Genomic DNA, 27000 nt, shown 5'->3' with positions numbered 1-27000 from the left:
CCGTTCCTGTCGAATTGCGGTCAGTGCGCGGGTGGGTCTCCGCCTAGCCTTTCGCCGCCACGACCTCGGTTAGCCGTTTGCCGGTTCCGATCCGCGTCCGCCTGATAGCGGCGATGAGGTCCGAGTACCACCGCGCGCGGACTTTGGGAATCCGCCGCTGCGTGGCGTAATCAACATAGAGTGGGCGGAAACGATGCCAATCGCCCTCTAAGGACTGCGCTTTCGTCAGTGCGGCCTGTTCAAACAGCGTTCGAGCGCGACGAGCAACTGCGTCCGGCCAACGATTCCGATCGGCTTGCCGCCGCGGACCACCAGCACCTGCGAGATCTGGTGCGCGTCCATCCGCGTGACGATATCGTCGACGGTTGCCGTTTCATCCACGCGCACGGGATCCCGCGTCATGACGGCGTCCACTCGCAGCGCGTGTGTTCGCTCGTGCATCAGATGACCTTCCGCTCTTCCAAGCATCAATTCGAGCAAGAACCCGGCGGGGCCGGTCACGCCCAATTCCTGGCGGTGAAGGAAGTCGCCTTCAGAGATAATGCCGACCAGGGATCCATTATCATCGATCACAGGCAAGCCACGCTGGCCCGTTTCCAGGAGCAGGTGGACGGCATCGAGCAGCGGCGCGTTCGGCTTTATGGTGGCGAACCAGGTTCGCATGACATCCGTTGCCAGCATTGTTTCTCTCCAACAGGGCGAAGTGGCGCCGGCTCGCTTCGGTCTGAAGCAACCAGAACCGAAACTCTACCCTGCACCGACGAGCCCGCCGGGTCTTGATGTGCGTCAAAATGACGACGGCACCTTCTGACCTGGATCAAGACGTCGATCGACCGTCGTGCTCTTATGGCCGCATCCAATTTACGCGGATGGCCACCAATTGTGGGGGAGAAGGACGATGTTCAAGAACGTGCTGGTGCTGATCCCTTCCGAACGTCCGGCGCGGCCGGTGATCGACGGTGCCGTGCTGTTGACCATGGCGTATGGCGCCCACCTCGACGCGCTGGCGGTCGCCTACGAAACCGCAAATGTTCCGATCGCCGCGGCGGGCGGCGCTGCGGTCGCCATGATCGTCGAAGAAACCCGGCATCGCGCGCTCGAGCGCGCAGAGGCCGCGATGCGCGTTTTCGAGGTCGAGGCGGAGCACGCGGGTATATCGTTCACTTGCCGTACGACGAGCGCGACGCCGGGCGAGGCGATCACGATTGCCACCGCCAGCGCCCGGCTTCACGACCTCACCGTCGTCCTGCAGCCGGAACCCGAACGCGATACGTTTGACAACGACGTGCCGCAGGAGATCCTGTTCCAATCAGGCGGCCCGGTATTGTTCATGCCCTATACGTTCCGCGGCGCGTTTGCGGCGCGCCGCATCGGCATTTGCTGGGACGGAAGCCGCCTCGCCAGCCGTGCGCTGCGGGATGCCATGCCGCTGCTGCGGCACGCCGGCGCGCTCACGATCATTTCCATCGGCAATCCCCGCTCGATCCCGGACGAGGCGAGCCCGCAAAGCCTGGTCCAGTATCTGGCGCGGCTTGGACTGCCGGCCAAAGTCGTGGCCTTCCCGGCCTCGCACTCCGAAGTCCAGCCGGCCATCCTGTCCATCGCGGCCGACGAAGGCCTCGATCTGCTGGTGATGGGCGGTTACGGGCATTCGCGCCTGCAGGAACGGCTGCTCGGCGGCGTCACCCGCGAGATGCTCCAGAGCATGACGGTGCCGACGCTGATGTCGCATTGATCTTGCGGGCTGGCATCACGCCATTTGCCGCCCGTCATTTGCAAGGGTCAGTGATACCCCAGTTTCACGCACTGATCCTGGGTCTTGGCTTTGCGACATCGTCATCACCGGCCTGGAGCCAGCGAACGATCCGGCGCCATGAACAGCTCAAGCTCTCACGTCCCATGAAAAGGCCGAGATGGCCGCATGGTTCGGAGGCCTGCTCCAGCCATTGCGGCGGCGTGCCGAGCAGGCGCGCCGTGGCGAACGCCTGCTCGAGCGGCACGACATTGTCCCTCTCTCCCGCGAGCAGGAAGACCGGCGCCGTCACCTCGGCGAGATCGATCCTGCGGCCGAGCGCGATGAAGCTTCCCTCGGCGATGCGGTTCTCGCGGAAGATCCAGTTGGTCGCCTCGAGATAGAAGGTACCCGGCAGATCCAGCAGCTTGCGATCCCAGCGCTCGAAGCGCTCCAGCAGCGCATCGTCTTGCTCGCATCCATCGCCGACATGAATTTGCAACGCCGCTTCGACGTCATGCAATGTGAGCGGCATGCTCCAGAAGCGAAGCGTGTGCTTGCCGCTCACGATACCCTCGCCCTGGCGCACCAGCTCGTCGAACGCTTCCTTCGGCACGCCGGCCACCATCCGCGACAGCTCCGAGGGCACGGAAACGTCGACCGGCGCACCGGCGAGCACGAGCCGCCGCACCTTGTGCGGGAAACGCGCGGCATAGATCAATGACAGCCACCCGCCCTGGCACAGGCCGATGAGATCGATCGGCGCGCCGATTTCGTCGACCGCCACATTGAGATCGGCGAGATAGCTGTCGATCGACAGATAGCGCATCTCAGGCGTGGCCGAGCACCAGTCGGTAACATAGATGCGGTCCATGCCGCCCTGCTGCAGCGCCTCCACCAGGCTATGACCAGGTGCGAAATCGGCGATCAAGGCCTCGTGCAGCGAAAACGGCGCGCAGATCAGTAGCGGCGGACCCTTGCGCCCTCGTGAGAAATCCCGCAGCCGCATCGAAGCAAGCTGCAGCGCGATCACGCTCGGTGTCGTCCAGGACAGCGCCTCCTCGCTTTGCGGCTCGGACGGCGCAGGCTCGCCCTTCGCGAACCAATGCATGTAGGCTTCCAGCGCCAATCGGGTGGCCGCCACGGGCCACAGCATGGCCTGCACCGCCCAATCAGTGCCTAGCCTCTCTTCCGGTGGTTCAGGCTTTTCGCTCAAGCGCATTCACCCCTTTGCTCGCTATGGTCGGGCAGGCAACGGCTAAAGATTTGACCTCGATCAAGCACAGAAGAATATAGAATCGCCATGCTGGTGCTGGCCAGAGCGGGCTGGCCCAGGGAGTTGTCGATGCCCTATCGCTCGAATGCAGATCTGCCATTTCCGGTTCGCAGCCATCTGCCGTCGCATGCGCAGGACATCTATCGCGAGGCCTTCAACCATTCCTTTGCCGCGCATGCGGGCGACATCCGGCAAGAGGAGATCGCGCACCGGACCGCCTGGGCGGCAGTGAAGCGATCCTATGAGAAGCTTGGCGATCATTGGATCCTGCGCTCCGACATCTAGAATTTGAAGATTTTCGTTCCTGTCGCTCAAGCGCGAAACCAACGACCGGCACCTGATCGGGTTTCGCACCGCCGACCGCCGATTTCCAAGCGGCAGGTGATGACCTCGGAGGTAATCGATCAGCTCACGCGAAGCTCCGATAGTGCGCATCAGCCGATCCACCCGACGCTATCGAAGGAGAGCAGGATGACCGACCACAAGACCATTGCAAGCCGCTATATCGAGCTATGGAACGAGCGCACGCCGAGCCGGCGCCGCGAGATGCTGGCCGAGAACTGGACCGCGGATGCACGCTATGCCGATCCGCTGATGAGCGGTGACGGCCACGAGGGCGTCGATGCACTGATAGCGGGCGTTCAGGAAAAATTTCCGGCCTTCAGGTTCAGGCTGATCGGCGAACCCGACGGTTTCGGCGACCATCTCCGCTTTTCCTGGGGGCTCGGTCCCGATGGCATCGACAGCCCGATCAAGGGCACGGATTTCGCGGTGCTGAAGGACAGCCGCATCCAGAGCATCACCGGCTTTCTCGACCAGGTGCCACAGGGCGCGTGATGCAAACGGTGCATGGCGGTGAGGCTGACGAACATCCGTCAGCCTCACTGCCATGCACGACCACGACGGAAGACTGGCGCGCGTCACTATGACCCGGGGCGCTCGCGCGCTTGTGACAGTGATCCCGGCGTCGTGAGACGTAACGCCTCACTCCCCGCCCCGAAACGGCCTTACCATCACCCCGGCGCTGCGACGAGGCGGCGTTGCATCATGCAACGTCCGCTTCCGCGGCGTCGGGGTTACGGTTTCGGTGCAAGACAATTTTCAATGGAGGCATATCATGGAAGTCGATAATGACCGCCTGAACTTGTTCATGGGAAAGATGATCGGCGACATTGGCGCCGCGATGAACGCGTCGCTGATGCTGCTTGGCGACAGGCTCGGCCTTTACAAGGCGCTGGCCGAGAAGGGGCCGATGAACTCTTCCGAACTGGCGAAGGCGACAGGCACCGCGGAGCGCTATGTGCGCGAGTGGCTGTCGGCGCAAGCCGCCTCTGGCTACGTCGAATATGACACCGAATCCGGAAAGTTCTCGATGCTGCCAGAACAGGCCATGGCGCTGGCCGACGACGACAGCCCGGTTTTCCTGGGCGCGGTCGGCAACGTCGTGGCGGCCACGTTCCTCGATGAGCAGAAGATCTCCGACGCGTTCAAGACCGGCAAGGGCGTCGGCTGGAACAAGCGCAGCGAGTGCCTGTTCTGCGGAACGGCGCGCTTCTTCCGCACCGGCTACAAGCATCATCTGGTGCAGGAATGGCTTCCCGCGCTGGAGGGCGTCATGGACAAGCTCGAGCGTGGCGCGAAGGTGGCCGATGTCGGTTGCGGCCATGGCATATCGACCCGCCTGATGGCAGAGGCGTTCCCGAAGTCCACATTCTTCGGGTTCGACTATCACGAGGGCTCGATCCAGGCCGCGCGCGAGCAGGCGCGGGATGCGGGACTGTCCGATCGCATGCGCTTCGAGACCCATACCGCGAAGAGTTTTCCGGCCAACGGCTACGATCTCGTGTGCTTCTTCGACTGCCTGCACGACATGGGCGACCCGGTCGGGGCACTCAAGCATACCCGCAGCACCATGGCCGATGACGGCACCTGCATGCTGGTCGAGCCCTTCGCCAACGACCGGCTGGAGGACAATCTCAATCCGATCGGGCGGGTCTATTATGCGGCCTCGACGATGGTCTGCACGCCGGCGTCCCTCGACCAAGAGGTCGGGCTCGCACTGGGCGCGCAGGCCGGCGAGGCCAGGCTTCGCGAGATTGCCCGCGAGGCCGGCTTCAGCCGGTTCCGGCGCGCCACCGAAACGCCGTTCAACCTGATCCTGGAAGCGCGGCCATAGCAGCGCAGAGCGCCGCCGCGCGAAATTTTTCTCGCGCGGCGGCGGGGTGGACTTGACGCGGACAACCGCTTGCGGACTTGCTCGCGGATCGGGCAGGCATTCGCATGCACGACCGCTGGTCCAGGGACATCCGCCATGAGCACCGCCACGCCAGGCTCCGCCGTTGCCGACGAAGCCATTGAGCTGTTGAAGAGGTTGCAGGCTGCGCCGGCCTTCGTCACTGAGGGCGGGCTGATCGCCCGCTCGCCGATTGACGGGCAGGTCATTGGACGCCTCAAATCTGCAAGCGAAGATGACACGCGTGCGGCGATTGCTCGCGCGCACAGTGCGTTCCTGGCATGGCGAACCGTTCCTGCCCCGCGTCGGGGCGAACTGGTTCGCCTGCTCGGCGAGGAGCTGCGCGGCTCGAAGGAACTGCTCGGGCGGCTGGTGACGATCGAGGCCGGCAAGATCCTCTCCGAGGGGCTCGGCGAGGTGCAGGAGATGATCGACATCTGCGACTTTGCCGTCGGGCTGTCGCGCCAGCTTTACGGATTGACGATCGCATCCGAACGGCCCGGTCATCGGATGATGGAGACCTGGCATCCGGCCGGCGTGTGCGGCATCATCACCGCGTTCAACTTTCCGGTCGCGGTGTGGTGCTGGAATGCAGCGCTCGCCCTGGTCTGCGGCGATGCGGTGGTGTGGAAGCCATCGGAGAAAACGCCGCTGACCGCCTGTGCGGTGCAGGCGATCGTCGAGCGTGCGCTGGCGCGGTTCGGCGGCGCGCCGCAGGGTCTCTCCCAACTGGTGCAGGGCGACCGTGCGGTGGGCGAGGTTCTGGTCGATCACCCTGACGTTGCGATCGTCTCCGCCACCGGATCGACACGGATGGGCAAGCAGGTGGGCCCGCGCGTCGCCGCGCGCTTCGGTCGGGCGATTCTCGAACTCGGCGGCAACAATGCCGCGATCGTCACGCCCTCCGCCGATCAGGATCTCGCCTTGCGCAGCATCGCGTTCTCCGCGATGGGCACCGCCGGACAGCGCTGCACGTCGCTGCGCCGTCTGTTCGTGCACGAAAGCATCGCCGATGATTTCGTGCGGAAGCTCAGCCGCGTCTATCGGTCCGTCACGATCGGCGACCCGCGCGAGCCGACGACGCTGGTCGGCCCGCTGATCGATGCGGCCGCCTTCGATGCCATGACCCGCGCGCTGGATGAGGCAACCTCGCTCGGCGGCAAGGTGCATGGCGGGACACGTGTGGAGCATCAATCAAAGGACGCCTATTACGTTGCGCCCGCCTTGGTCGAGATGCCGGCGCAGATCGGTCCGGTGCCGCGCGAGACGTTCGCGCCGATCCTCTATGTGATGCGCTATCGCGATCTTGCCGAGGCGATCGCGAGCCACAATGCGGTGCCGCAGGGGCTCGCATCGTCGATCTTCACGACCGACATCCGCGAGGCCGAGACGTTCTTGTCCGCGGTCGGATCGGATTGCGGCATCGCCAACGTCAATATCGGCCCGTCCGGCGCCGAAATCGGCGGCGCCTTCGGCGGCGAGAAGGAAACCGGCGGCGGTCGCGAATCCGGCTCCGACGCCTGGCGCGGCTACATGAGACGGGCGACCAACACCATCAACTATTCCCGCGAACTGCCGTTGGCACAGGGCGTCAAATTCGACGTCGGCTGAGGCCGCCGAAGCAACACGCAGCCGAAAACCAGGCGGATGAGATCACGCATCTTACGCCATGGCATTGGCCTCGATTCGCCGCCGGATGTCAGGATCCTGCAGGAGTTCAAACGGCTTGATGAGCTGCAGGACGTCCGAGAACGCCCTCTGGACCACCGGATCGGCCGCGACAGCTCGGAAGAGGGCGGCTTCGAACTGTCTGCTTTCCTCGTAGCGCTCCGGGCGTTCGCCCCGTGTGCCGGGATAGGCGAAGTCGGCGTTCACGCCCATGTTCCAGGGCGCTTGAAGCAGCGAACCTACTTCGGACAAGAACTCCGCCTGGAGTGCCTCGATCGGGTTCGCCTCCGCGGCAACACGATCCAGAACCTCACATAGCAGCTTTGCCTGCTGCGCCGCGACAGACATGCCCTGCCCGTAGATCGGATTGAACCGACAGAGCGAGTCTGCCACCGGCAGAATTCCGCGTGGAAGCCTCTGGAGCTGCTCGAAATGTCGCCAGCGACTCTCATCAAACACGAAGTGTCGTAAGCCATCGGGTGGCGCGAGTTTGCAAATTGCGTTGTAGATCATCGGCGTATTCAGTTGACGCGAGAGGGCCAGAAAGTCCTCCCAGGTCTCCGGGCGTTCCGGTGCGCCGTGCTGGGAAAGCGCGACAAGCCAGCGCCCACCTTCGATGGGCAAGATCAAACCGGCCAACACCGAAGAGCGCGGATCGGGCAATGTGACGAGGATTTGCCAATCCGACGATTTACCTTCAGGCTGAAGAAGGGCGGTCGTATAGCTGATGTCGACACCGACAGTGGTCTCGGGCGGCCGTTCCCAGCCGAGCGCGCTCAGCAAGCCGAGCGTCGGCGCGCCGCGGCCGGATGCGTCCACCACGAGATCCGCCTCGACAGCGGCGATCTCTCCTGCGCCGCTCACGAACCTTACCGACTGCCGGGTCGCATCCGGCACAATCTCCGTCACGCGGCATTGCGATCGCAATGCGACGTTGGCGATCGCGGCCACCCGACGACGCAGCACGTGCTCGATCAGCGGCCGCGAGGCAGAGAGGATCGCCTCGCCACAATCACGCTGCGGCAGAGCACCGACATCCGCGCGCTCGTACCGGATGTCTCGAAAGACGTTGATGGAAACGGCGCCAGCCCTGGCAAGATCCTTCTCGAAGCCCGGAAGGATGTCTCCGAGCGCTTGCAGTCCGCCGGCTAACAGAAGATGCGGATGCCGATCCTGGGGAGTGCCCGCGCGTGAAATCGCCGAGGCTGGAAGGGTGTCGCGCTCGAGAACGACGATTTCCTTGAAATAGGAGGCAAGCGCTCCGGCTGCCGACAAGCCGCCAATTCCGGCTCCGATCACGACGGCGCACTGTCCCAAATGGCGACCCATGTTCGCTCCTCACAATTTGCTTCCGAGCCATGTGGTCGCAATCGCGCTACGGGAGTGTTTCGGGTCACGAAGTTCTTGGTTTCAATTGCAACAGGGGCGGCGTGCTGATCCCGCGAGAGCGCATTTCGCTGGTGAGACGTCGGCCTGCTCCTCTGTGAGCCAACCGACACCGATGACCTGATACGGGCCTGTCTAAGGAGATCTATTGGGTGGGGCTGGAGCGGGCGAAGGGAATCGAACCCTCGTATGCAGCTTGGGAAGCTGCCGTTCTACCATTGAACTACGCCCGCGGATCGCGCCGTCCCTCCTGATTAGCCGAGACCGAGGCTGCCGCCAAGCCAAGTCTCGCATTCTTCTTAACGGAAAGGTCAAGATTCCAGGTGCCGGCGAGCGCGACGGTGTTATGGTTGTTGCGGGGCTGGCGGGCGTCATGGCGGGGCGCGGGTACACCATTTTTGACACGCACTCGGCCAGTGCGGCATCGCGTGGGGCGAGGCCGGCATCGTTGGCGTGCGGCTTCCAAGCGGCGGCGTTGTCGCTGGAAGGCACACATCCGATGGCAGGCCGGCCCCTGTTCGATATGCTGCTGCCGGTTGCACCGCCCCGGGCGCATCGCTAAGTCTGCTTCATGATCCGAACGCCACTGTTGCAGCGTGAGCGCATAGCCGTGAACGAGTTCCGCTGCACCGCGGTGCCCGGCGAGAAACCGTTTGCCGAACAATATCATGCACATTCGATCTCCTATGTCCGCCAGGGCAGCTTCGGCTGCCAATGCCGCGGCCGTTTCCATGAGCTGGTGACCGGCGCGATCCTGGTCGGCCATCCCGGCGACGAATACACCTGCACCCATGACCACGTCGGCGGCGACATATGCCTGTCGTTCTACCTGCATCCGGAACTGGTGCAGGCGATCGGCGACAGCCGCGCGGTCTGGCAGATCGGGTCGGTGCCGCCGTTACCGGAATTGATGGTGCTGGGAGAACTCGCGCAAACGGCAGCAGATGGCAACAGCGACATCGGCCTCGACGAGGCCGGACATCTCCTGGCCAGCCGCTTCATCGAGGTGGTGTCGGCACGCGCGGCGAGGCCGGTGACGGCCGGCCTGCGCGACCGCCGCCGCGCGGTCGAGGCCGCGCTGTGGATCGACGCGCATTCGCATCGGGATATCGCCCTGGACGATGCGGCGGAACAGGCCGGCATCAGCACGTTTCATTTCCTCAGGCTGTTCTCGGACGTGCTCGGCGTGACGCCGCATCAATATCTGGTGCGATCGCGGCTGCGCCACGCAGCGCGACGGCTCGCCGATGACGACAGCCAGATCACCGAGATCGCCTACGACGTCGGCTTCGGCGATCTCTCCAATTTCGTGCGCACCTTCCATCGCGCCGCCGGCGTCTCGCCGCAGGCGTTCCGCAAGGCCTCGCGGGGCGACCGCAAGATTTTCCAAGAACGGCTGGCGCTGCACTAGCTAGCCTCCCTCCAGTCGCGCGTCATCGGATGCGCCTAAGCACTGGAGAACAGCCATGTACGATCATATCGGCCTGCGCGTCGGCGACCTCGACGTCAGCGTGCGTTTCTACACCGCGGCGCTTGCCCCGCTCGGCTATGTCCTGTGCTCGCGCGACGACAGCGGCGCCGGTTTCGGCCCGAAGGGCAAGCCGGCGCTGTGGCTGCACCTGCACAAGGGCAAGAATGATGCTGGCGCCCATGTCGCGTTCCGCGCGCCAGACCATGACGCGATCAAGAAATTCCACAGCGAAGGCTTGAAAGCCGGCGGGCGCGACAACGGCGCGGCCGGCCACCGCAAGGACTACAGCCCGACCTATTACGCCGCGTTCCTGATCGATCCCGACGGCAACAATGTCGAGGCGGTGTGCACGTAACCAACCGTCATCTCCGCCGTCATTGCGAGCGGAGCGAAGCAATCCACGGTGCCACTTGCGGAGGCATGGATTGCTTCGTCGCTTCGCTCCTCGCAATGACGAACCCCACATGCATAGAGGACTCACGCCATGGCTTCCATCCACAAGGAATTCATCATCGACGCACATCCCGACCAGGTCTGGGATGCATTACGCGATTTCGGCGCGCTGCATACGCGGCTGGTGCCGGGCTTCGTGCTCGACACCAGGCTCGATGGCGACGCGCGGATCGTCACTTTCGCCAATGGCACGGTCGCGCGTGAACTGCTGGTCGATTGCGACGATGCACGCCGGCGGCTGGTCTATGCCGTCGCGAGCGAGCGGCTGAAGCAGCACAGCGCGTCCGTGCAGGTGTTTGCCGACGGCGACTTGCGCAGCCGCGTGACGTGGATCGCCGATGTGCTGCCGAACGATATCGCGCCCTACATCTCCTCGCAGATGGATCTCGGCGTCAGCGCGATGCAGAAAAAGCTCGGGCGGGACGCGGCATGATGGATCCGCTTCTCGAAGCGCTCGGCGCGGACGGACCTTCACCCGACCGCGCCGGCAAGATGGATCTCTACGGCCGCTTCGTCGGCTCCTGGGATCTCGACGTCACCCATATCGCCGAGGACGGCACGAAGCGTCAGCGCAAGGGTGAGTGGCACTTTGGTTGGGCGCTGGAGGGCCGCGCGATCCAGGATGTCTGGATCGTGCCGTCGCGCGGCGCGTTGCGCCGAGCCGATGCCGCCGCCAACGCCAATTCCTATGGCACCACGCTGAGGATCTACGATCCCGAGCTCGATGCCTGGCGCATTCAGTGGAGCGATCCGGTAACGCGCACGTTCCTGCAGATGATCGGCCGCGCCGAGGGCGCTGACATCGTGCAGCTCGGCACGCGGCCGGATGGACAATTGGTGCGCTGGAGCTTTTCACAGATCACGCCAAATTCGTTCGAATGGCGCGGAGAAGTCTCCGCCGACCAGGGCGCGACATGGCGTCCCAACGTGGAGTTCACGGCCCGCCGGGTGCCCTGACCGTGATCGCGGCGGCGAGACGATAAATGTCAAGACAGCGCCGGTCGCACTTTCGCAATCGGCGCGCGCTTCGGCCCCCAGCGCGTCAGCACGACGCTTACGCATGAGAGCACGCCGAGCACCACCATCGAGGCGGCGGCGAGCATGAAGAAGTTTTGCGCCGTCGCGGCATGCGTCGACAGCCACCAGCCGCCGGCGGCGATGAAGATAAGCCGCGCAGTCTGCGCCAGCACCGGGCCCAGCACTTTTGCCGCTCCCTGCGAGGAGAAATACATCGACATCGCAAGGCCGATGAAGGCGTACATCGGCGCCGCCGTCGACAGATATTGATGGCTGGCCAGACGGACGGCCGGGTCGTCGGTGAAGATGTTGACCCAGAGGTCGGGAAAGATAGCGAGGAAGCTGCCGATCGTGCCGACCGAGACGAACGACACCATGCCCGCGATCCATGCAATGCGCCGCGCCCGCTTGATGCGGTCGGCGCCGACGGCCATGCCGATCATCGGCACCGAGGCGATGCCGGTCGCAAACGCCAGCGATGTCAGCATGAATTCGAGCCGCGCGCCGATGCCGTAGCCGGCGAGGATCGCGGTGCCGAAATTCGCCAGCATGTGGGTGAAGATGCTGATGGTCAAAACCGACTGCAGCGGCGAGAAGCAGGAAATGGCGCCGACCTTCAGGATGTCGATGAACATCGCCCACTGGACGCGCAATCCCCAGAGCTTCGGCACGACGCGGGCGCGGCCCGAGAACAGGTACCAGCCCATCACGGCGATGCTGATCGAATAGGCGATCAGCGAACCGGCCGCGACGCCGCGCATGCCGAATTGCGGGATCGGACCGAGCCCGAGTCCGAGCGTGCCGCCCAGGATGATCTGCCAGATCGCGGACGAGAGGATCATGGTCGACGGCAGCTTCATATTGCCGGTGCCGCGCAGCACGCCGGCCATGGTGTTCATCAGCCACGGCAGCACGGCGCCGCCGAAAAAGATCTGGCTGTAGGCAACCGCCTGCGCCAGCACATTGCCGCGGCCGCCGAGCAACTCCAGAAGATGCGGGCCGAAGATCAGCATGCCCAGCATGAAGACCAGCCCGAAGGTGATGCCGATCAGAAGCGCATGCGCCGCCAGCGTCGAGGCACGCTCGGTCTCGCCGGCGCCAAGCGCACGCGCGATCGCAGAGGCCACGCCGCCGCCCATGGCGCCGCCCGACATGGTCATGGTCAGGATCACGCAGGGAAACACCAGCGCCATCGCGGCCAGCGATTCAACGCCGAGCCGGCCGATATAGGAGGTCTCCGCGATCACCACGCAGGTGCCGGCCGACAGCGCGATCACGTTGGGCCAGGCGAGCCACAGAAGCGTGCGCAGGATCGGCCCGTCGAGCAGGCGGTTGCGCGCCGGCGCTGTCACCGGTGGTGGCAGCGGGCGCTCTTCCTCGTCGACAGGTATTTCGGCAACCGCGATATCAGGCATTTTCACTCCCACGCGCGCGGCCGGGTTGCCGCGGCGCGGTGCTTCCCTACCACGCCCGCGATCAAATCCATGTGCGCCCCGCGCAGGGGCACCCTGCGGGATTAGCCGATCGTCCAGACCAACGGGGCCCTGCCGCCGGCCGCAGGCTTCAGATGCACCGGGATGTGGCGGCCGCAGCCGGCTGCAAGACCCTCGAACAGGCCGGTCAGCACACTCGCGCATCCCGGATGATAATCGCCAACGTCGGCCATCAGCTTCCAGCTCTGCTGGCGGATTTCGAAACTGCCTTCGGACTCGCTGATCTCTGCGATATCGTCCTGCGCTTCGAACAGGATACGCAGGAAGGCAACGAATTCGCTTGCACCTCCGCCGCTCACGCCAAAGGCGCGTGCGACCTCTTCGAAATATTGCATGCCGATCAGTTTGCCGGTGCGATGCAGGAGATAGCCCGCATCCTCCGGCCCGAAGGCCTGCACGATCACGGGCGCGGCGGTCTTCACATATTCCATCGCGTAATTGCGAGAGGCTTTTTCCAGCCGCGGCCGTGGCCAGCTCTCGACCGGCAACGCCGGCGCCTTGGCGGCATCGAACAGCGGCGCCTCCAGATGACGCGCGAATACCAGGCGCTGGTCGAGCTCCAGCGGATGATCGTATTCGCAGTAGTAGCCTTCGAGGCCGTCCTGCGCGTCGACGCCCTGCTTGGTGCAGACGAAGCCGAGCTGCGGCTTGCCGAGCACGATGCCGTTGTTGGCGTGCCAGCCGCGCAGCATCGCGCGCGAGACTTCGCCGGGGATGCCGCAGATCGCGGTGCCGCGCCAGATCCAGCGCGGCGGCGGGTAGCGGATCCAGGCCTTGCGGTCACTCTCGTAGATGTACTCGACATGGACGCCGCCGATCCAGTTGGAGAGATAGTGGTATTGCGCCGCCGCCACCGCCGGCGGCAGATGGCTGATGCCGAGCTTCTCCAGTCCTGGCAGGAAACGCTCCTGCTGCTGGCGGCGAAACACCCGGAACACGAATTCGGCGGCATCCGCCGTGCCGCGCCGCGTCACCACGGTGAGGATGAGGCCGGTGAAAAAAGCATGGTAGAGATCGGCGACGCTGCGCCATTTCAGCCATTGCGCTTCACGTGCATCCTGGCCTGCCGTCATGTTCGCTCCCGTTCCGTTGCCGCGAGGTTGGCCCCCGCCTCGTCACACGAAATTCACGCCGAAGCATAAGAACGTTCGGGCGCATCCCGCATTGTCTCTGCGCCATATCCCAGGGAGCCCAACATGCGCAAAAATCTGCTGTTGGCAATGTCGATCGGCGCATTGGCGCTGTCGCTTTCGGCCTGCAACGACCCGCAGGATACCAAGACCGTCGCGCAGAGCTATGGGGCCACGCCGGCACTGCCGCCGCCGGAGCATTCCTGGATACCGACCGTCAACATCGCGCCCGCCAAGAGCTGGCCCGCCGGCGCCAAGCCCGCAGCCGCGAATGGCATCGCGGTGAACGCATTTGCGACCGGGCTCGAGCACCCACGCACGGTCTACGTGCTGCCGAATGGCGACGTGCTGGTGGCCGAGAGCAATGCGCCGCCGAACCCCGACGACGCCAGAGGCATCAAGGGCTTTGTCTACAAGCAGGTGCAGAGCTGGGCCGGCGCCGGCGTGCCGAGCCCGAACCGCATCATCCTGCTGCGCGATGCCGACGGCGATGGCGTCGCCGAGACCCGCAGCATTTTCCTGAAAGACCTGAACTCGCCATTCGGCATGGTGCTGGTCGGCAATGATTTCTATGTCGCCAACTCCGACGCGATCATGCGCTTCCCCTATCGCGAGGGCGACACCAGGATCGACGCGGCCGGCGTGAAGCTAACCGACCTGCCCGCGGGCAGCATCAATCATCACTGGACCAAGGACCTGACCGCAAGCCCGGATGGCAGCAAGCTCTATGCGACCGTCGGCTCCAACAGCAATGTCGGCGAAAACGGCATCGAGGCCGAGACCAATCGCGCCGCGGTGCTGGAGGTCAACAGACAGAGCGGCGAGTGGCGCGTATTCGCCGCGGGCCTCCGCAACCCGAACGGACCATCATGGAATCCGCAGACCGGCGAACTCTGGGTCACCGTCAACGAGCGCGATGAGATCGGCAACGATCTGGTGCCTGACTACATGACCTCGGTGAAGGATGGCGGCTTCTACGGCTGGCCCTACAGCTATTTCGGCCAGCACGTCGACAGCCGCGTCGATCCGCAGCGGCCGGAGATGGTCGCGAAGGCGGCCGTGCCGGACTATGCGCTTGGCGCACATACCGCTTCGCTCGGGCTCACGTTCAACACCGGGAATCTTTTTCCGCAGGACATGGCCGGCGGCGCCTTTATCAGCCAGCACGGATCGTGGAATCGCAAGCCGCGCTCCGGCTACAAGGTGATCTTCGTGCCGTTCGCGAATGGCAAGCCGGCAGGTCCGCCCCGGGACATCCTGACCGGTTTCCTCAACGATCGGGGCGAAGCGCAGGGCCGTCCCGTCGGCGTGCGAATGGCCAGGGACGGCGCACTGCTCGTGGCCGACGACGTCGGCAACGCCGTCTGGCGCGTGACACCGGCGACGCATGCAGCGGCGAAATAACGCCAGATGTCGGACGCGCTGCATGGCGAGCCCCGGTTCCTACTGTGGCTTCGCTGCACGCGAACGCAAACATTACCCGCGGCGGTCGCATCCTCGCCCAAATGGCTTCTCGGTCTCGCCACGAATTCGGTTCACGAAGCATCGACCATACTTGGGGAGATGGTTATGCGGGCGACCAGACTATCTGCGCCGGTGGTGTCTAGTCACGCCACGGTGGAAATTGAGCGGCTTCAAGGTGAGCTGGCTTCCTACAACGAACGAATCACGGAACTCGAAAAGCAGCATCCCGAAGCATCGAGGCTGGAAGCCCTGCGGGCGAGCGCGTTGCTGCTGGCCCGACGAATCGATGAGCTGCGCTGTCCGAACTCAACCGACCTGGCCGAGCTGCTCGCGAAGTAGATCGCAAGGCGCCCCGCGGAAGAACGGTCAACTCGGCGCGCTGGTCAGGGGCTTCCACGCGGCGAGCGCTGCGCGCGCAACGCGTTCCAGTTCTCGCCGGCTCGCGCCGTCGCGCGCCTGTATCGACATGCCCTGTTGCACGGTGACGTAGTAGCGGGCGATCGCCGCGAGATCGGCCTTTGCCGATATCTCGCCGGACGCCACACCCTCCTGCAGGCGCCGCCGCAGATCCTCGACGTTCTTCATGCGCATCGCGATCAGCTCGCGCCGCACCGTTTCGGACTGCTCGGTCGCATGCAGTGCTGACAGCACTACCAAGCAACCCGGCGGCCGGTTCCGTCGCGTGAACGCCTTCGCCGTCTGCATGAGATAGCTTTCCACCGCCTCATAGGCAGTGTGCGCGCGAGCGATGCCAGCCCAGATCTCGGGCCCCTCGGTCGCGCTATAGAGTTGCAGCGCCTGCCGGAACAGCTCTTCCTTGCAGCCGAAGGCCGCATAAAGGCTCGGCGATGCGATTCCCATCGCCGTGGTGAGATCGGTCATCGAGGCCCCTTCATAGCCCTTGACCCAAAACACCTCCATGGCGCGCGCCAGCGCCGCGTCCTTGTCGAAGCCCCTGGGGCGACCTCGTTCGACCATCCGACCATCCGATTTCTGTGTCGTTCACTAAATTAATCCTCTTGACGCTCCGTTGCAACCGGCCTATTTCTGTATCGATCGACACAAAAGTGGAGATGGATCATGAGCGCATTGCAGGGAAAGCGGGCGTTGGTGACGGGCGCGAGCCGCGGGATTGGCGCCGCGATCGCGAGGCGGCTCGCCGCCGATGGCGCAGATGTTGCAATCACCTATGAACGTTCGGCCGACAAAGCGCAGGCCGTGGTGGCCGATATCGAGCGACTGGGCCGGCGGGGACTTGCGATCAAGGCCGATAGCGCTGATGCCGCCGCGGTCAAGGCGGCCGTGGATCAAGCCGCGAAGGCCTTCGGTGGCCTCGATATTCTGGTCAACAATGCCGGCATCTTCAGGAGCGGACCGATCGACCAGCTGAGCCTTGAAGACATCGACGCCACGCTTGCGGTCAACGTCCGGTCGGTGGTGGTCGGATCGCAGGCCGCGGCGGCGCACATGGGCGAAGGTGGCCGCATCATTTCGATCGGCAGCAATCTTGCGACCCGCGTACCCGATGCAGGCGTGAGTCTCTACTCGATGAGCAAATCCGCGCTGATCGCGTGGACCAAGGGGCTGGCGCGCGATCTGGGCAGCCGCGGCATCACGGTCAACATCGTCCATCCGGGCTCGACCGACACCGATATGAACCCCGCTGAAGGCGAGCAGGCAGCCGCCCAGCGGGCGCGGATGGCGATCCCCCGCTATGGCAATGCGGACGACGTCGCAGCGCTGGTCGCGTTCGTGGCCGGTCCGCAAGCGCGATCGATCAATGGCAGCGAACTTACCATCGACGGCGCCGCCAACGCGTGAACGGCCACCCCTCATCGCGGCGGTCACCCGGCGGGCCTGTCGGCGCCTTCGCGCTGCCAGGCCGCCACTCGGCCCGCCGCTGACCGTTGTTGCGTCAGTCGCTTTCGCCGTCGCGCGTCCCACCCGGCACGATGCCGTCGCTTTCGAGCGCCTGAGTGATCTGGTCGAGGATCGCCTTCGTCGCGTCCTCGCTCGAGGGCACTGCCCCATTTGCCAGATTGCGATGCGCTGGTGTGGGCGGCCGGTGTGAGGGCATGTCCGCCCTTGGCACCAGTTCGCCGAGTTCCTGCTCGACGCGGCTCCAATCCCGCTGGTCCATGGTGCCCTCCGCACTGATCGAGCGCAACATTACAGCGGCAGGCCGCCGGCGAAAAAACCAAAGAGATGTGATGGTTAAGACTGGCCTAAGCCGTCCAATAACAACGCCGGTGCAGTGAAAGTTCAGCTTTGTGAACCATTTCACACGTGGCGTGGCACGGTCTTGTTAACGTGTAGCACTGGGATTTCAGGGCACCAGTTGAGACAAACGCCGTCGGGACATCGTATTTCGAGCCCGGCGGCGCCGTTTTATGAACCGCCAGGCGCCGGGGCCGAGCTGATTGAAGACTTCATAAAGACGTCAATCAGCGACGGTATTTTCGTAGGCTCAAAATTGACTTCTTCTGTTTTCTGTTTTGCACATGGATGCTCGATGACCGACGAGAAAGTCGCCCGTCTGCGGGCTCATAATAGCAACATCAACCGCTATCGACGGCTGCTCGGAACCAATCTCACCGACCTCGAGCGCGGGTTTGTCGAAAGGCGGTTGAACGAGGAAAGGTCGGCCGTGCAAAGCCTGGCCAATCCTCAGATTTCAACTTGTCGTTTCGACTGGAGCGGCCCGCCAATGTGAACCGGCGGGTTTTGATGTGTTGGGACATCAAACGCTTTTCAGATGCCTGGCCTTGCTGCAAGAGCGTCGCTGCCGCCACAGTCCGGCGGGCGTGACCGTGCCGGAGAGAAGTCCATGAAGCTCATTTATGCTGGCCTGCTGTTCGCGGCAGTGTTCTGCCAAGCTGGCGCCGGCTGCTATGCCCAGCAGGGCTCGTTGGGTCCCACCGATATAGACGGGCTCTATCAGCCTCCGCCGGAAACGATCCCTTCTCTTCCGCAGCTACGGGCGGCCCAGAAGCGGGGCAAGGCTGAAACGGCGCAGGGTTCGGCGTCGGAATCCAAGCCGACGAACTGGGAGGAAGAAGCAGCGCACCAGCAAGCCGATGATGATCGGCTGAGGCGTAAATTGAATATCTGCCAGAACTGCATTTCGAAAGGCAAACCGGCGGGCTTTTGATCTGCGAAAGCCAGTCCGTATCGGCTTCGCTCGAAAACGCTTTGGTCAACCGATCGCGAAGATCGGTATGCGCTCGCCAACACCGCGCAGCGACATCACCTGAGGTTGGGCATCCACGCCGCGCAACGAAATGAGCCGAGCCGATTCCGGATCCTGCACGACCGCCTGGGTGGCGAAGATGCTGTCGCCGGTGGCCAGGGCCTGCACCCGCGACGCGATGTTGACCGTCTGGCCGAAGTAATCCTGCCGGTCGTTCAGGTTCACCGCAAGGCATGGCCCCTCGTGGATCCCGATCTTCAGGATCAGTTCCTCTGCCCCCCGCCGGACATTCAGTTGCCGCATCGAATCGCGCATTCTCAGGGCGGCTGAGACGGCGCTGTGCGGCACCGGGAAGGTCGCCATCACGGCGTCGCCGATGGTCTTGACCACGGCGCCGGATTCAGACGCCACGATTTCGTTCAGTATCTGGAAGTGGGAGCGCACCAGATCATAGGCGACGAGGTCGCCGACACGATCGTACAGGTCGGTCGACCCCTTCAGGTCCGTGAACAGGAAGGTCAGGCTCATGATCTTGAGCCGCTGCTCGACGTCAAGGGTTTCGGTCCGATAGAGGTCGCGGAATGTCTGGTTCGTCAACAGTCGCTTGGCGCTAAGGAACGGGCGGCGGTCGCCGATCAGCCGATCCAGCTCCGGGCCCGTCGCATAGACGCCGACCAGAACCCGGCGCTCCGTTCGATTGTCCAGCAGAAGACGCAATGGGCCTGGAGACAGGGTCACGCGGCTGACACCGGTCGGGGCGTTCATGAAAATCATCGAGAGCTCGCGGCGTTCCGCCGTCGGCTCGCCCGAGGTCTCGATCAAATGGGCACTATGGGTTACCGGGTCGAAGACGATCACCGGCTGCGCCGGAAGTTGCAGAGCCAAAATCATCCGTTCGCCGGCCTGCAGCTCGATCGTCTCCAACAGAGCCTTGCGGGAGAGCTCCGCGAACGTGTCCGGTTCAGGGAAGACGACGCCGGTCCCGAAAAAGACCTGCCGGTGATAGTCCCAGAAGCCGAGCTGGTCCGGTGCGTGGGCAGCGATGCGGCGAAGCCGCGGGCTGACCGTGAAGCTGACCTCCACCGTTTCGTCCAGCACCGGCTCGCTCGCCAGTCCGCAGAAAGCGCAATGGTAGTCCTCCTTGCGCACGCTCCGCAGCGTGGCGTTGGCGCCGAGGATGCCGCTGCAACTCGGACATAGAATGTTCCAGGACATCTCGAACAGGCCCAGCCGCGACGCATGCAGAAGGGTCGCGATGACCTTTGCCTCGTCCAGGCCGCTGCCGGCCGCGAAGGCCACGGCATTGACCCGGGCCAGTTCCTCGTCACGGCCGTTCTGGACGAGATCATCGACGGCATCGACCACCACTGGATCGGCCGTGCGGCGCAAGGTGTCGAAGAGGGTGGCGCTATCCTGCATGTGCCGAACATACCTCAATTGTCCCGGCGATGCCGCTTCTATGTTGTTTGCGGCGCAGGCGAAAATCGGGACGGCAGCCGGCCGCTAAAGCATGATCACTTCTCTTCCAATTGCCATCCCGCTACAGCTCATTGTTTGAGCATGATCTCCGCGCAAACACTTCGTGTTGTCGCGAGGGAAACCGGTCTCCACTTTTCCGCATCATGCTCAGGGTCGAAGGGCATCGATCGCGTGGGCTATGAGAATACCGACGCTTAATATAATCAGACATGAAATTACTGCATCAAACATGCTCTTAGTGGATGATCTCACGCCCGATCAGTCAAAAAGATTCGACCGCAGGGGAAAGTTTCGAGCACTGTTGATGCGTCCGGGCCACAACCCGCGTCATGCGGGACCAGCGAATGTTACGTCGGCTTGAACACGCTCAAAATTGTCGTTTCTCCTTCCGAATGGTGGCGGCTGCGAGTGCGGTCGACAGGTTCTGATCGCTGACGGCGCCAAAGGCGCTCACCCGGAGCGCAATAGGTCAGCGCAATGGCGACAAGCCCATTGGAGGCGAGCCAAGCCGCAATGACCCCGATACAGGTTGCAGCGTAGTCCATGGTCTACCCATCAAGCGTCGCACGCTGAGGTAGGCCACAACCACTTTGTGTCGTTATGGTGGTCGCAAAAGACGTAAAGTGTGAATTGAGGGTGAACCGTAGCGAAAGGATCACACCCGGAAATGCTTGGAGAGTTTCAGGCCCTGGGCCTGGTAGTTCGATCCGATGCGCTGGCCGTACATCGCATCGGGGCGGGCAAGCATCTTCTCATAAACGAGGCGGCCGACGATCTGGCCGTGCTCGAGGATGAACGGCACCTCGCGCGAGCGCACCTCCAGCACGGCGCGCGCCCCCTGCCCGCCAGCGCCGGCATAGCCGAAGCCGGGATCGAAGAAGCCGGCATAGTGGACGCGGAATTCGCCGACCAGAGGATCGAACGGCACCATCTCGGCGGCGTAGTCCGGCGGCACCTGCACGGCTTCCTTTGAGGCGAGGATATAGAACTCGCCGGGGTCGAGGATCAGGCTGCCGTCGGGGCGCGCGCGGATCGGCTCCCAGAAATCATCGACCAGATAACCGCCGCGGCGATCGACGTCGACCACGCCGGTGTGGCGCTTGGCGCGATAGCCGACGAAGCCGCCGGAATTTTCGCCCGAGAGATCAACTGACACAGCGACGCCATTGGTGAGATCGGCATCGTCGATGTCGACCAGGCGCTCAACGTCATGCAGCGCATCGAGCTCGTCGGCGTTGAGGATGGCATCGCCGGTGCGGAAACGAACCTGCGACAGCCGCGACCCCTCGCGCACCAGGATCGGAAACGTCTTGGGGCTGATCTCCGCATAAAGCGGGCCGTGATAGCCGGCACCGATCATGTCGAAGCGACGCGTGCCGTCGGCGATCACGCGGGTGAAGACGTCGAGCCGTCCGGTCGAGCTCTTGGGATTCGCGCTCGCGATGAGCTCGGGCGGCAGAGCGAGGCTTTCCAACAGCGGCACGATGTAGACGCAATTGGTCTCAAGCACCGCGCCGTCAGCCAGGCTGATCTCGTGCAGCTTCAATTCGTCGATGCGCTCGGCAACGGTGGCGCCAGGGCCGGGGAGGAAGCTTGCGCGCACGCGATAGGCGATGTCGCCGAGGCGAAGATCGAGGCTCGCAGGCTGGATCTGGCTCTCGACGAAGGGATAGGCCGGCAGGACCAAGCCTGCATCCGCCATCGCCGCGATCATGCGGTCGGGCAGGATACCATTGGCATCGTCTTGCAGCACGAACGACACAGGACGCGGTCCCTCAAGACGGTTCACCGCCATTTGTGGCCTCAAAGTATCGGATTTTATCGGTTAACCGAAGCGCGTCTTGACGAAAAGGGCGGGAACGAATATCAGCACCACTTATCCCGTGGTGATTTGAGCCGGCCGGCTTGCAGCCACGTTAAATAAATCGCTAAACAGGCCGGGGACCTTAGCGATCCCGGCCCTTCAGGCCGGTTTTTTTGTGATCATTTTCCCAAGGAAATGGTCACGTTGGAGGTCCCATGTCTGAGTCGAAATCGTCTGAGTCAAAATCGGCTGCGCGCTACCGCCCCGAAACCCGGCTGGTTCATTCCGGAACGCTGCGTTCACAATTCGGCGAGACGTCCGAAGCAATATTCCTGACCCAGGGGTTCGTCTACGCGACCGCCGAGGAATGCGAGGCGCGGTTCAAGGGCGAAGATCCCGGCTTCCTCTATTCGCGGTTTTCCAACCCAGATATCTCCATGTTCGAGCGCCGCATGATCGAGCTCGAGGGCGCCGGAGCTGCGCGCGCGACCGCGACCGGCATGGCGGCGGTGACGACCGCGATCCTCGCGCCGCTGAAGGCCGGCGATCACGTGGTGGCCTCCAAGGCGATGTTCGGCTCGTGCCGCTACGTGGTGGAGGATCTCCTGCCGCGCTACGGCATCCAGTCGACGCTGGTTGACGGGCTCGATCTCGACCAATGGAAAAAGGCGATCCGGCCGAACACCAAGACCTGCTTCCTGGAGAGCCCCACCAATCCGACGCTCGACGTGCTCGACATCGGAGCGATCGCCGAGATCGCGCATCAGGGCGGCGCACGGCTGATCGTCGACAATGTGTTCGCGACCCCGATCTGGCAGAGCCCGCTCTCGCTCGGCGCCGATGTCGTGGTCTATTCCGCGACCAAACATATCGACGGTCAGGGACGTTGCCTCGGCGGCATCATCCTGTCCTCCGAAGCCTTCATCACCGAGCACATCCATAATTTCCTCCGCCAGACCGGGCCGTCGATGTCGCCGTTCAACGCCTGGGTGCTGCTGAAGGGGCTGGAGACATTGGCGGTGCGCGTCCGCGCGCAGACCGAGACGGCGGCGAAGATCGCGGACGCGCTCGCAAGCCATCCGAAGATCACGCGGCTGATCTATCCCGGCCGCGCCGATCATCCGCAGGCGGCCACGGTGAAAAAGCAGATGCGGTCAGGATCGACCCTGATCGGCTTCGAGGTGAAGGGCGGCAAGGCCGGTGCATTCCGCTGCCTCAACGGGCTCAAGATATCGCGCATCTCCAACAATCTCGGCGACGCCAAGAGCCTCGTCACCCATCCCGCCACCACGACGCATCAGCGCCTGACGCCGGAAGCGCGTGCCGAGCTCGGCATCAGCGAAGGCTTTATCCGCTTCTCAGCCGGTCTCGAGCACGCGGATGATCTGATCGAGGATTTCGTTCAGGCGCTGGAGACGGTGTGAACTCCTGCAACGCACACCTGTCGTCCCCGCGAACGCGGGGACCCGTAACCACAGGGTGCGGTTGTTGAGACGAGCCTCTCAACCATCACGCCACAAGCCGGGGACGACAGCGGTGTCACATCGGCCTGTACGTGCGCACATCCGCGGGCACGTTGACGCCGAGCTTGATCTGTCCGACCGACTTGATGATGTCGTCGCCGAGCAGTTGGGCGAAGCAGGCGTAGCCCCAATCGTTCATGTGCAGGCCGTCGGCGATCACGAAGCTGTCGATCGGGATCGACTGCTTCTCGTGCCACTCGCGCATCACCTCAAAGCGCGGGAAGATGCTGACATGGCGCAGCTCGGCGACCCGGTTGAGCAGCCGGATGATCTTGCTGGCGCTGGCGGCGCGTTCGTTGACGCGCGGCGAGTATTGCGGATCGACCAGCACGACATCGGCGCCCGCGGCCTGGATGCGCGTCACACCGTCCTCGACCATCTTTCCGGTCTCGCTCGGATCGAGATCGCGCAACACCGCATTGGTGCCGACCTGCCAGATCACGAGGTCCGGATGCGCATCGATCACCTCGGTCTGCAGGCGCCGCATCATTTCGGGCGCGTCCTCGCCGCCTTTGCCGCGATTGACGACACGGATGTCGGCGCCGGGATATTGCCGGTGCAATTGCGCCGCGAGCCGGTTCGGATAGGTGAATTCCGGCGCCGACGAGCCGTAGCCCTGGGTCGAGGACGAGCCGAAGGCAATGATCGTCACCGGCTGGCCCGCGGCAAGCTTGCTCGCGACGTGGGGCAGCGAGCCCATCGTCTTCGCCACGCCCTTGGGCGGCAGGCAGGGCACGCGGTGGAAGATGTCGCTGGCGGACTTCGCGACCTCCTTCACCTTGTCGATCGCCTTGCCGGCGATGCCCTTCTGTCCGGGGTCACGCTGATCGGCGCCCGCAGCACTGGACGAATTGGCCGGCGTGGACGGCCCTGATTTGTCGGATGCAGGCTGGGATTTCGCGCCCTCAGGAAGCGCCGCATGCTGATCGCCGCGCGCAACTTGCGCGTGCAGCGGCGAGGTCACGAGCACGGATGCCGTGACGGCAGCGGCCGCAACCAGCCATGTGCTTCGGCAAAAAGGGCGGTAGTTACTCATTAACGCTGCTTCCCTTTAGTTCTGCTGTGCCGGTCCGAGGTGGGCCGCGTCGATCACGAATTTCGACAGCGCGCGGCCGAGACAGGCATGCACCCGCTTGGCCAGCTCCACCCCGTGGGCGGGGCTGAACAGATCGAAGTCACCCGCATCGTTCCAGTGATGCATGATGGCGAAACGATCGAACAGCGGGACATCGTGCTCTTGTGCCGACACCCTCATATTATCTAGGTATGGTGAGCCGGAAATCATGCTCTCCGTGCGCGGACTGTATTGAAGATTGACTAGGACCACGTCGGTTCCCGCCTGTTGCAACGCACCAATCCCTGCGTCGAGGGCGTTGCGGAAGTCATCGGGATCAGTCGATCGGATAGCATCAACGGTTCCCGTCTGCCAGATGACCAAAGTAGGCCTTTTTGCTTCCACGAGCTTAAGGAGGCCGCCCGCCATGTCCTCCGCGGTTCTGGCGCTTTGCACCTCCAGGGACAGGTTCACGGGGGTCGAGGGCAGGCTCTCCTTGAGCGCGGCCTGCAACTTCGCCGGGTAGGCGCTGGCCTCGTAGGAGGGAATGGTCGAGGAACGGCTGCCGACCACCAGCACGTTCAGGGGCTGGCCGCTCCTCACCGCCTCGCCCACCTTGGGCAGCCGGCTCTCGGTGGACAGCAGATTGGCCGGGACGTCGCAGATCTGTTCGGGATCGCCGGCGCGTGCCGGGACCGTGGCCAGGTGACCGGCCAGCAGCGTCAGGCTCAGCACAGTCCAGACGCCGGGCTTCATACCGCCCCTCCCGCCAGGTCGGCATTGCCGCCGGTGCTCCTGTATCGCGAGGCGCCTTTGTCGGCCGAGTGTTTGTACCACGAAATCACCCACGCCATGGCGCACATGATGACAATCCCGGTGACGCTGACCAGGAAGTGCATCCCGGCGCCGCCGGACACTTCGGCCAAGATAAAATGCCCGGCAAATGCCAGGAACACGCCAAGGCAGAATATCTCAAGGGAGTGCTGGCCGCAGAGGATCAAAGGTCGCAGCCACGGCGACCTCAGACCCGGCCAATCCTTCGGGAGAACGCGGACGGTAATCGCCGCCAGCGCCAGGAAATGGGCAAAGCGCAATACGTCCAGATCGGTCTTGTTGATCGGGTACATCCATTGTTCGATGCGGCGCGGCACGATATGGCCGAGCTGCGGCAGGTACCAGGACAGCGTGACCAGGAACGCCGCGAACAGATAGGCGATGCAGATCCAGAGCGTGATCGGGGAGGCCAGGATGCGCGACATCCGCCTCGCGCCGCCGAGCGCGCACCAGGCGCCGAATACGAACAACAATTGCCAGGCGAACGGATTGAAGGCCCAGACGCCGTTCGGATAGGCGCTGAGATAGAGATCGAAGTGCCAGGTCAGGACGTAGAGGGCGGCCGAGAGCGCCAGCGTCACGTCGGTCCGCCACTTCATCAGCCACAGGATCAGGGGAAGGAACAGCATCAAGACGATATAGAGCGGCAGCACGTCCATGTTGACGGGGCGGAAGCGGAGCAGCAGCGCCTGCACGATGGTGACATCGGGCTGCTCGAGGAAATCCATGATCCCCATCTCTTCGGTGTAAAGCGGGTTCTCGAAGCGGGTGGCGACGTAGGAGATTTCCGCAAGAAAGATCGTGAACAGGAACACGTGCGCGACGTAGATCTGCCAGACGCGGCGCAGGATGCGCGCAGTCGCGACCACAAAACCCGCCTGCAGCATCGCGCGGCCGTAAACGAAAGCCGCGGTGTAGCCGGAGATGAAGATGAAGATTTCGGTCGCGTCGGAGAAGCCGTAGTTGCGGATCGTGAACCAGGTCAGGATGTTCGTGGGCAGATGGTCGATGAAGATCAGCCACAGCGCGAGCCCGCGGAACAAATCGAGCCGCAATTCGCGCTCGGAGGTCGCGGGCATCGTGATCGCGGGCGCGGCGGCGACCGCTGCGCTCGCATCCTTGGCGTCGGCAAGCTCCGTCCCGGAGATTGGATCGGCAATCGACGTCATCAGGCACCATGACCGCGAAGTTTTGCGCCCGCCCTGCTCGAAAAGATAATATCTGCCCGCGACTTGCGGGCAAGATACGGGATCGGCGCGGATGCTTGTGCCTTTAGAGCGGAACTATGGTCAAACGGCGATAGAAAACTTGCCAAGCAAACTTTCCTCACCCGGACCGACGATTGGTTCCGACGGACTTATTGGCTATGATGTGATTTGAGGAGAGATGGAAAAGTGTACCGCGCCGTCACCCGCGACATCGAAGTCACCGTCGAGCCGAACTTCCTGCCGGAACGTTCGTCGATCGAGAACCGGCAATATTTCTGGTCCTACACCATCGTCATCACCAATTCCGGCACCGAAACGGTGCAACTGCGCACCCGGTATTGGCTCATCACCGACGCCACCGGCCGTCAGCAGGAAGTGCGCGGCGAAGGCGTGGTCGGCGAGCAGCCGGTGCTCGCGCCGGGCGAACGCTTCGAATACACTTCGGGCGTGCCGCTGCCGACCGCCTCCGGCTTCATGAGCGGGCGCTACCAGATGGTGAGCGAGAGCGGCGAACGGTTCGAGATCGACGTGCCGACGTTCTCGCTCGACAGCCCGGCGGACGGGAAAAGGGTGTTGAATTAGCTT

At 63.7% G+C, this 27000-nt stretch carries 28 protein-coding genes, 1 tRNA gene, 1 pseudogene and 1 riboswitch; of the genes and pseudogenes, 16 read left to right on the top strand and 14 right to left on the bottom strand.

Features of this window, described 5'->3' with window-relative positions; translation table 11 throughout:
* Positions 1-43: 43 nt before the first annotated feature.
* Positions 44-193, bottom strand: a pseudogene (locus tag I6F35_RS27905) (beta-glucosidase); the annotation flags it as partial.
* A gap of 32 nt (positions 194-225) precedes the next feature.
* Complete coding sequence (locus I6F35_RS27900; protein WP_225120871.1) at positions 226-681, bottom strand: CBS domain-containing protein; 456 nt, start codon at positions 679-681, stop codon at positions 226-228.
* 217 nt (positions 682-898) lie between these two features.
* Between I6F35_RS27900 and I6F35_RS27895 the strand changes: the two genes are divergently transcribed.
* Positions 899-1735, top strand: a complete 837-nt coding sequence (locus I6F35_RS27895; RefSeq protein ID WP_225120870.1) for a universal stress protein — start codon at positions 899-901, stop codon at positions 1733-1735.
* A gap of 64 nt (positions 1736-1799) precedes the next feature.
* Here the strand turns inward: I6F35_RS27895 and I6F35_RS27890 are convergent, their stop codons facing one another.
* Entirely contained in the window at positions 1800-2843 is a 1044-nt protein-coding gene (locus I6F35_RS27890; RefSeq protein WP_225120899.1) for an alpha/beta fold hydrolase, read from the bottom strand.
* Positions 2844-3077: 234 nt separating this feature from the next.
* On the opposite strand from I6F35_RS27890, the gene I6F35_RS27885 reads away from it, so the two are divergent.
* From I6F35_RS27885 to I6F35_RS27870, 4 genes are all read left to right on the top strand, one after another.
* On the top strand, positions 3078-3293 hold the full coding sequence (locus I6F35_RS27885) for a ChaB family protein (protein ID WP_225120869.1): 216 nt from the start codon (positions 3078-3080) through the stop codon (positions 3291-3293).
* Positions 3294-3479: 186 nt separating this feature from the next.
* A complete protein-coding gene (locus I6F35_RS27880) occupies positions 3480-3845 on the top strand; it encodes a nuclear transport factor 2 family protein (protein WP_225120868.1) in 366 nt (121 codons plus the stop codon).
* A 280-nt stretch (positions 3846-4125) separates the two neighbouring features.
* Positions 4126-5184, top strand: coding sequence for a class I SAM-dependent methyltransferase (locus tag I6F35_RS27875; protein WP_225120867.1), 1059 nt, complete (start codon positions 4126-4128; stop codon positions 5182-5184).
* Positions 5185-5319: 135 nt separating this feature from the next.
* Entirely contained in the window at positions 5320-6852 is a 1533-nt protein-coding gene (locus tag I6F35_RS27870; protein ID WP_346283201.1) for an aldehyde dehydrogenase family protein, read from the top strand.
* Positions 6853-6903: 51 nt separating this feature from the next.
* Here the strand turns inward: I6F35_RS27870 and I6F35_RS27865 are convergent, their stop codons facing one another.
* Together I6F35_RS27865 and I6F35_RS27860 are read right to left on the bottom strand one after the other, a co-directional pair.
* The gene (locus I6F35_RS27865; protein ID WP_225120866.1) at positions 6904-8238 is read right to left on the bottom strand and encodes an FAD-dependent monooxygenase; all 1335 of its coding nucleotides are present in this window, start codon (positions 8236-8238) and stop codon (positions 6904-6906) included.
* Between the two features lie 216 nt (positions 8239-8454).
* A tRNA-Gly gene (locus I6F35_RS27860) sits at positions 8455-8528 on the bottom strand.
* Between the two features lie 338 nt (positions 8529-8866).
* Between I6F35_RS27860 and I6F35_RS27855 the strand changes: the two genes are divergently transcribed.
* From I6F35_RS27855 to I6F35_RS27840, 4 genes are all read left to right on the top strand, one after another.
* Positions 8867-9706 (top strand): AraC family transcriptional regulator, encoded by an 840-nt coding sequence (locus I6F35_RS27855; RefSeq protein ID WP_225120865.1) that lies wholly within the window; start codon positions 8867-8869, stop codon positions 9704-9706.
* 55 nt (positions 9707-9761) lie between these two features.
* Positions 9762-10121, top strand: coding sequence for a VOC family protein (locus I6F35_RS27850; RefSeq protein WP_225120864.1), 360 nt, complete (start codon positions 9762-9764; stop codon positions 10119-10121).
* A 129-nt stretch (positions 10122-10250) separates the two neighbouring features.
* The gene (locus I6F35_RS27845) at positions 10251-10652 is read left to right on the top strand and encodes an SRPBCC family protein (RefSeq protein ID WP_225120863.1); all 402 of its coding nucleotides are present in this window, start codon (positions 10251-10253) and stop codon (positions 10650-10652) included.
* Complete coding sequence (locus I6F35_RS27840; protein ID WP_225120862.1) at positions 10649-11176, top strand: hypothetical protein; 528 nt, start codon at positions 10649-10651, stop codon at positions 11174-11176. The genes I6F35_RS27845 and I6F35_RS27840 overlap by 4 nt, the downstream gene beginning before the upstream one ends.
* A gap of 29 nt (positions 11177-11205) precedes the next feature.
* On the opposite strand, the gene I6F35_RS27835 is transcribed toward I6F35_RS27840, so the two are convergent.
* Both I6F35_RS27835 and I6F35_RS27830 read right to left on the bottom strand, forming a co-directional pair.
* Complete coding sequence (locus I6F35_RS27835; RefSeq protein ID WP_225120861.1) at positions 11206-12651, bottom strand: MATE family efflux transporter; 1446 nt, start codon at positions 12649-12651, stop codon at positions 11206-11208.
* Between the two features lie 101 nt (positions 12652-12752).
* Positions 12753-13802, bottom strand: a complete 1050-nt coding sequence (locus tag I6F35_RS27830) for a hypothetical protein (RefSeq protein ID WP_225120860.1) — start codon at positions 13800-13802, stop codon at positions 12753-12755.
* A 123-nt stretch (positions 13803-13925) separates the two neighbouring features.
* Here I6F35_RS27830 and I6F35_RS27825 point away from each other — a divergent pair, with 123 nt between their 5' ends.
* Together I6F35_RS27825 and I6F35_RS27820 are read left to right on the top strand one after the other, a co-directional pair.
* Positions 13926-15263 carry a sorbosone dehydrogenase family protein gene (locus tag I6F35_RS27825; RefSeq protein WP_225120859.1) on the top strand — a complete coding sequence of 446 codons (1338 nt, stop codon included), beginning with the start codon at positions 13926-13928 and terminating at the stop codon, positions 15261-15263.
* A 165-nt stretch (positions 15264-15428) separates the two neighbouring features.
* A complete protein-coding gene (locus I6F35_RS27820; protein WP_225120858.1) occupies positions 15429-15662 on the top strand; it encodes a hypothetical protein in 234 nt (77 codons plus the stop codon).
* A 27-nt stretch (positions 15663-15689) separates the two neighbouring features.
* Here the strand turns inward: I6F35_RS27820 and I6F35_RS27815 are convergent, their stop codons facing one another.
* Positions 15690-16301 (bottom strand): TetR/AcrR family transcriptional regulator, encoded by a 612-nt coding sequence (locus I6F35_RS27815; protein WP_225120857.1) that lies wholly within the window; start codon positions 16299-16301, stop codon positions 15690-15692.
* Between the two features lie 102 nt (positions 16302-16403).
* Here I6F35_RS27815 and I6F35_RS27810 point away from each other — a divergent pair, with 102 nt between their 5' ends.
* Positions 16404-17144, top strand: coding sequence for an SDR family NAD(P)-dependent oxidoreductase (locus I6F35_RS27810; protein ID WP_225120856.1), 741 nt, complete (start codon positions 16404-16406; stop codon positions 17142-17144).
* A 94-nt stretch (positions 17145-17238) separates the two neighbouring features.
* On the opposite strand, the gene I6F35_RS27805 is transcribed toward I6F35_RS27810, so the two are convergent.
* Positions 17239-17463, bottom strand: coding sequence for a hypothetical protein (locus I6F35_RS27805; protein ID WP_225120855.1), 225 nt, complete (start codon positions 17461-17463; stop codon positions 17239-17241).
* Positions 17464-17835: 372 nt separating this feature from the next.
* Here I6F35_RS27805 and I6F35_RS27800 point away from each other — a divergent pair, with 372 nt between their 5' ends.
* Positions 17836-18036, top strand: a complete 201-nt coding sequence (locus I6F35_RS27800) for a hypothetical protein (RefSeq protein WP_225120854.1) — start codon at positions 17836-17838, stop codon at positions 18034-18036.
* A 114-nt stretch (positions 18037-18150) separates the two neighbouring features.
* Positions 18151-18474 (top strand): hypothetical protein, encoded by a 324-nt coding sequence (locus I6F35_RS27795; RefSeq protein WP_225120853.1) that lies wholly within the window; start codon positions 18151-18153, stop codon positions 18472-18474.
* Positions 18475-18519: 45 nt separating this feature from the next.
* Here the strand turns inward: I6F35_RS27795 and I6F35_RS27790 are convergent, their stop codons facing one another.
* Together I6F35_RS27790 and I6F35_RS27785 are read right to left on the bottom strand one after the other, a co-directional pair.
* Complete coding sequence (locus tag I6F35_RS27790; protein WP_225120852.1) at positions 18520-19932, bottom strand: adenylate/guanylate cyclase domain-containing protein; 1413 nt, start codon at positions 19930-19932, stop codon at positions 18520-18522.
* 715 nt (positions 19933-20647) lie between these two features.
* Positions 20648-21754 carry a 2'-deoxycytidine 5'-triphosphate deaminase gene (locus I6F35_RS27785; protein ID WP_225120898.1) on the bottom strand — a complete coding sequence of 369 codons (1107 nt, stop codon included), beginning with the start codon at positions 21752-21754 and terminating at the stop codon, positions 20648-20650.
* 111 nt (positions 21755-21865) lie between these two features.
* Positions 21866-21945, top strand: a riboswitch (SAM riboswitch).
* A 66-nt stretch (positions 21946-22011) separates the two neighbouring features.
* Here I6F35_RS27785 and I6F35_RS27780 point away from each other — a divergent pair.
* Complete coding sequence (locus I6F35_RS27780; protein ID WP_225120851.1) at positions 22012-23220, top strand: O-succinylhomoserine sulfhydrylase; 1209 nt, start codon at positions 22012-22014, stop codon at positions 23218-23220.
* A 115-nt stretch (positions 23221-23335) separates the two neighbouring features.
* Here the strand turns inward: I6F35_RS27780 and I6F35_RS27775 are convergent, their stop codons facing one another.
* The 3 genes from I6F35_RS27775 to I6F35_RS27765 are packed head-to-tail and all read right to left on the bottom strand — an operon-like array spanning position 23336 to position 26376.
* Positions 23336-24355, bottom strand: a complete 1020-nt coding sequence (locus I6F35_RS27775) for an SGNH/GDSL hydrolase family protein (protein WP_225120850.1) — start codon at positions 24353-24355, stop codon at positions 23336-23338.
* A 15-nt stretch (positions 24356-24370) separates the two neighbouring features.
* Positions 24371-25129, bottom strand: a complete 759-nt coding sequence (locus I6F35_RS27770) for a GDSL-type esterase/lipase family protein (RefSeq protein WP_225120849.1) — start codon at positions 25127-25129, stop codon at positions 24371-24373.
* The gene (locus tag I6F35_RS27765; protein WP_225120848.1) at positions 25126-26376 is read right to left on the bottom strand and encodes an OpgC domain-containing protein; all 1251 of its coding nucleotides are present in this window, start codon (positions 26374-26376) and stop codon (positions 25126-25128) included. Before I6F35_RS27765 ends, I6F35_RS27770 begins: the two co-directional genes overlap by 4 nt.
* Before the next feature lie 225 nt (positions 26377-26601).
* Here I6F35_RS27765 and apaG point away from each other — a divergent pair, with 225 nt between their 5' ends.
* Positions 26602-26997, top strand: coding sequence for a Co2+/Mg2+ efflux protein ApaG (apaG, locus tag I6F35_RS27760; RefSeq protein ID WP_225120847.1), 396 nt, complete (start codon positions 26602-26604; stop codon positions 26995-26997).
* Positions 26998-27000 lie beyond the last annotated feature (3 nt).

The organism is Bradyrhizobium sp. BRP22, from assembly GCF_020194175.1.
Taxonomy (GTDB): domain Bacteria; phylum Pseudomonadota; class Alphaproteobacteria; order Rhizobiales; family Xanthobacteraceae; genus Bradyrhizobium.
Note: the sequence above shows the minus strand (reverse complement) of the source record. Positions and strands in the feature narration are given on the sequence as shown.

Coding starts and splice junctions, on each gene's coding strand:
- I6F35_RS27900 (WP_225120871.1), bottom strand. CDS start 681: ATGCTGGCAACGGATGTCATGCGAACCTGGTTCGCCACCATAAAGCCG.
- I6F35_RS27895 (WP_225120870.1), top strand. CDS start 899: ATGTTCAAGAACGTGCTGGTGCTGATCCCTTCCGAACGTCCGGCGCGG.
- I6F35_RS27890 (WP_225120899.1), bottom strand. CDS start 2,843: ATGCATTGGTTCGCGAAGGGCGAGCCTGCGCCGTCCGAGCCGCAAAGC.
- I6F35_RS27885 (WP_225120869.1), top strand. CDS start 3,078: ATGCCCTATCGCTCGAATGCAGATCTGCCATTTCCGGTTCGCAGCCAT.
- I6F35_RS27880 (WP_225120868.1), top strand. CDS start 3,480: ATGACCGACCACAAGACCATTGCAAGCCGCTATATCGAGCTATGGAAC.
- I6F35_RS27875 (WP_225120867.1), top strand. CDS start 4,126: ATGGAAGTCGATAATGACCGCCTGAACTTGTTCATGGGAAAGATGATC.
- I6F35_RS27870 (WP_346283201.1), top strand. CDS start 5,320: ATGAGCACCGCCACGCCAGGCTCCGCCGTTGCCGACGAAGCCATTGAG.
- I6F35_RS27865 (WP_225120866.1), bottom strand. CDS start 8,238: ATGGGTCGCCATTTGGGACAGTGCGCCGTCGTGATCGGAGCCGGAATT.
- I6F35_RS27855 (WP_225120865.1), top strand. CDS start 8,867: ATGATCCGAACGCCACTGTTGCAGCGTGAGCGCATAGCCGTGAACGAG.
- I6F35_RS27850 (WP_225120864.1), top strand. CDS start 9,762: ATGTACGATCATATCGGCCTGCGCGTCGGCGACCTCGACGTCAGCGTG.
- I6F35_RS27845 (WP_225120863.1), top strand. CDS start 10,251: ATGGCTTCCATCCACAAGGAATTCATCATCGACGCACATCCCGACCAG.
- I6F35_RS27840 (WP_225120862.1), top strand. CDS start 10,649: ATGATGGATCCGCTTCTCGAAGCGCTCGGCGCGGACGGACCTTCACCC.
- I6F35_RS27835 (WP_225120861.1), bottom strand. CDS start 12,651: ATGCCTGATATCGCGGTTGCCGAAATACCTGTCGACGAGGAAGAGCGC.
- I6F35_RS27830 (WP_225120860.1), bottom strand. CDS start 13,802: ATGACGGCAGGCCAGGATGCACGTGAAGCGCAATGGCTGAAATGGCGC.
- I6F35_RS27825 (WP_225120859.1), top strand. CDS start 13,926: ATGCGCAAAAATCTGCTGTTGGCAATGTCGATCGGCGCATTGGCGCTG.
- I6F35_RS27820 (WP_225120858.1), top strand. CDS start 15,429: ATGCGGGCGACCAGACTATCTGCGCCGGTGGTGTCTAGTCACGCCACG.
- I6F35_RS27815 (WP_225120857.1), bottom strand. CDS start 16,301: ATGGTCGAACGAGGTCGCCCCAGGGGCTTCGACAAGGACGCGGCGCTG.
- I6F35_RS27810 (WP_225120856.1), top strand. CDS start 16,404: ATGAGCGCATTGCAGGGAAAGCGGGCGTTGGTGACGGGCGCGAGCCGC.
- I6F35_RS27805 (WP_225120855.1), bottom strand. CDS start 17,463: ATGGACCAGCGGGATTGGAGCCGCGTCGAGCAGGAACTCGGCGAACTG.
- I6F35_RS27800 (WP_225120854.1), top strand. CDS start 17,836: ATGACCGACGAGAAAGTCGCCCGTCTGCGGGCTCATAATAGCAACATC.
- I6F35_RS27795 (WP_225120853.1), top strand. CDS start 18,151: ATGAAGCTCATTTATGCTGGCCTGCTGTTCGCGGCAGTGTTCTGCCAA.
- I6F35_RS27790 (WP_225120852.1), bottom strand. CDS start 19,932: ATGCAGGATAGCGCCACCCTCTTCGACACCTTGCGCCGCACGGCCGAT.
- I6F35_RS27780 (WP_225120851.1), top strand. CDS start 22,012: ATGTCTGAGTCGAAATCGTCTGAGTCAAAATCGGCTGCGCGCTACCGC.
- I6F35_RS27775 (WP_225120850.1), bottom strand. CDS start 24,355: ATGAGTAACTACCGCCCTTTTTGCCGAAGCACATGGCTGGTTGCGGCC.
- I6F35_RS27770 (WP_225120849.1), bottom strand. CDS start 25,129: ATGAAGCCCGGCGTCTGGACTGTGCTGAGCCTGACGCTGCTGGCCGGT.
- I6F35_RS27765 (WP_225120848.1), bottom strand. CDS start 26,376: ATGACGTCGATTGCCGATCCAATCTCCGGGACGGAGCTTGCCGACGCC.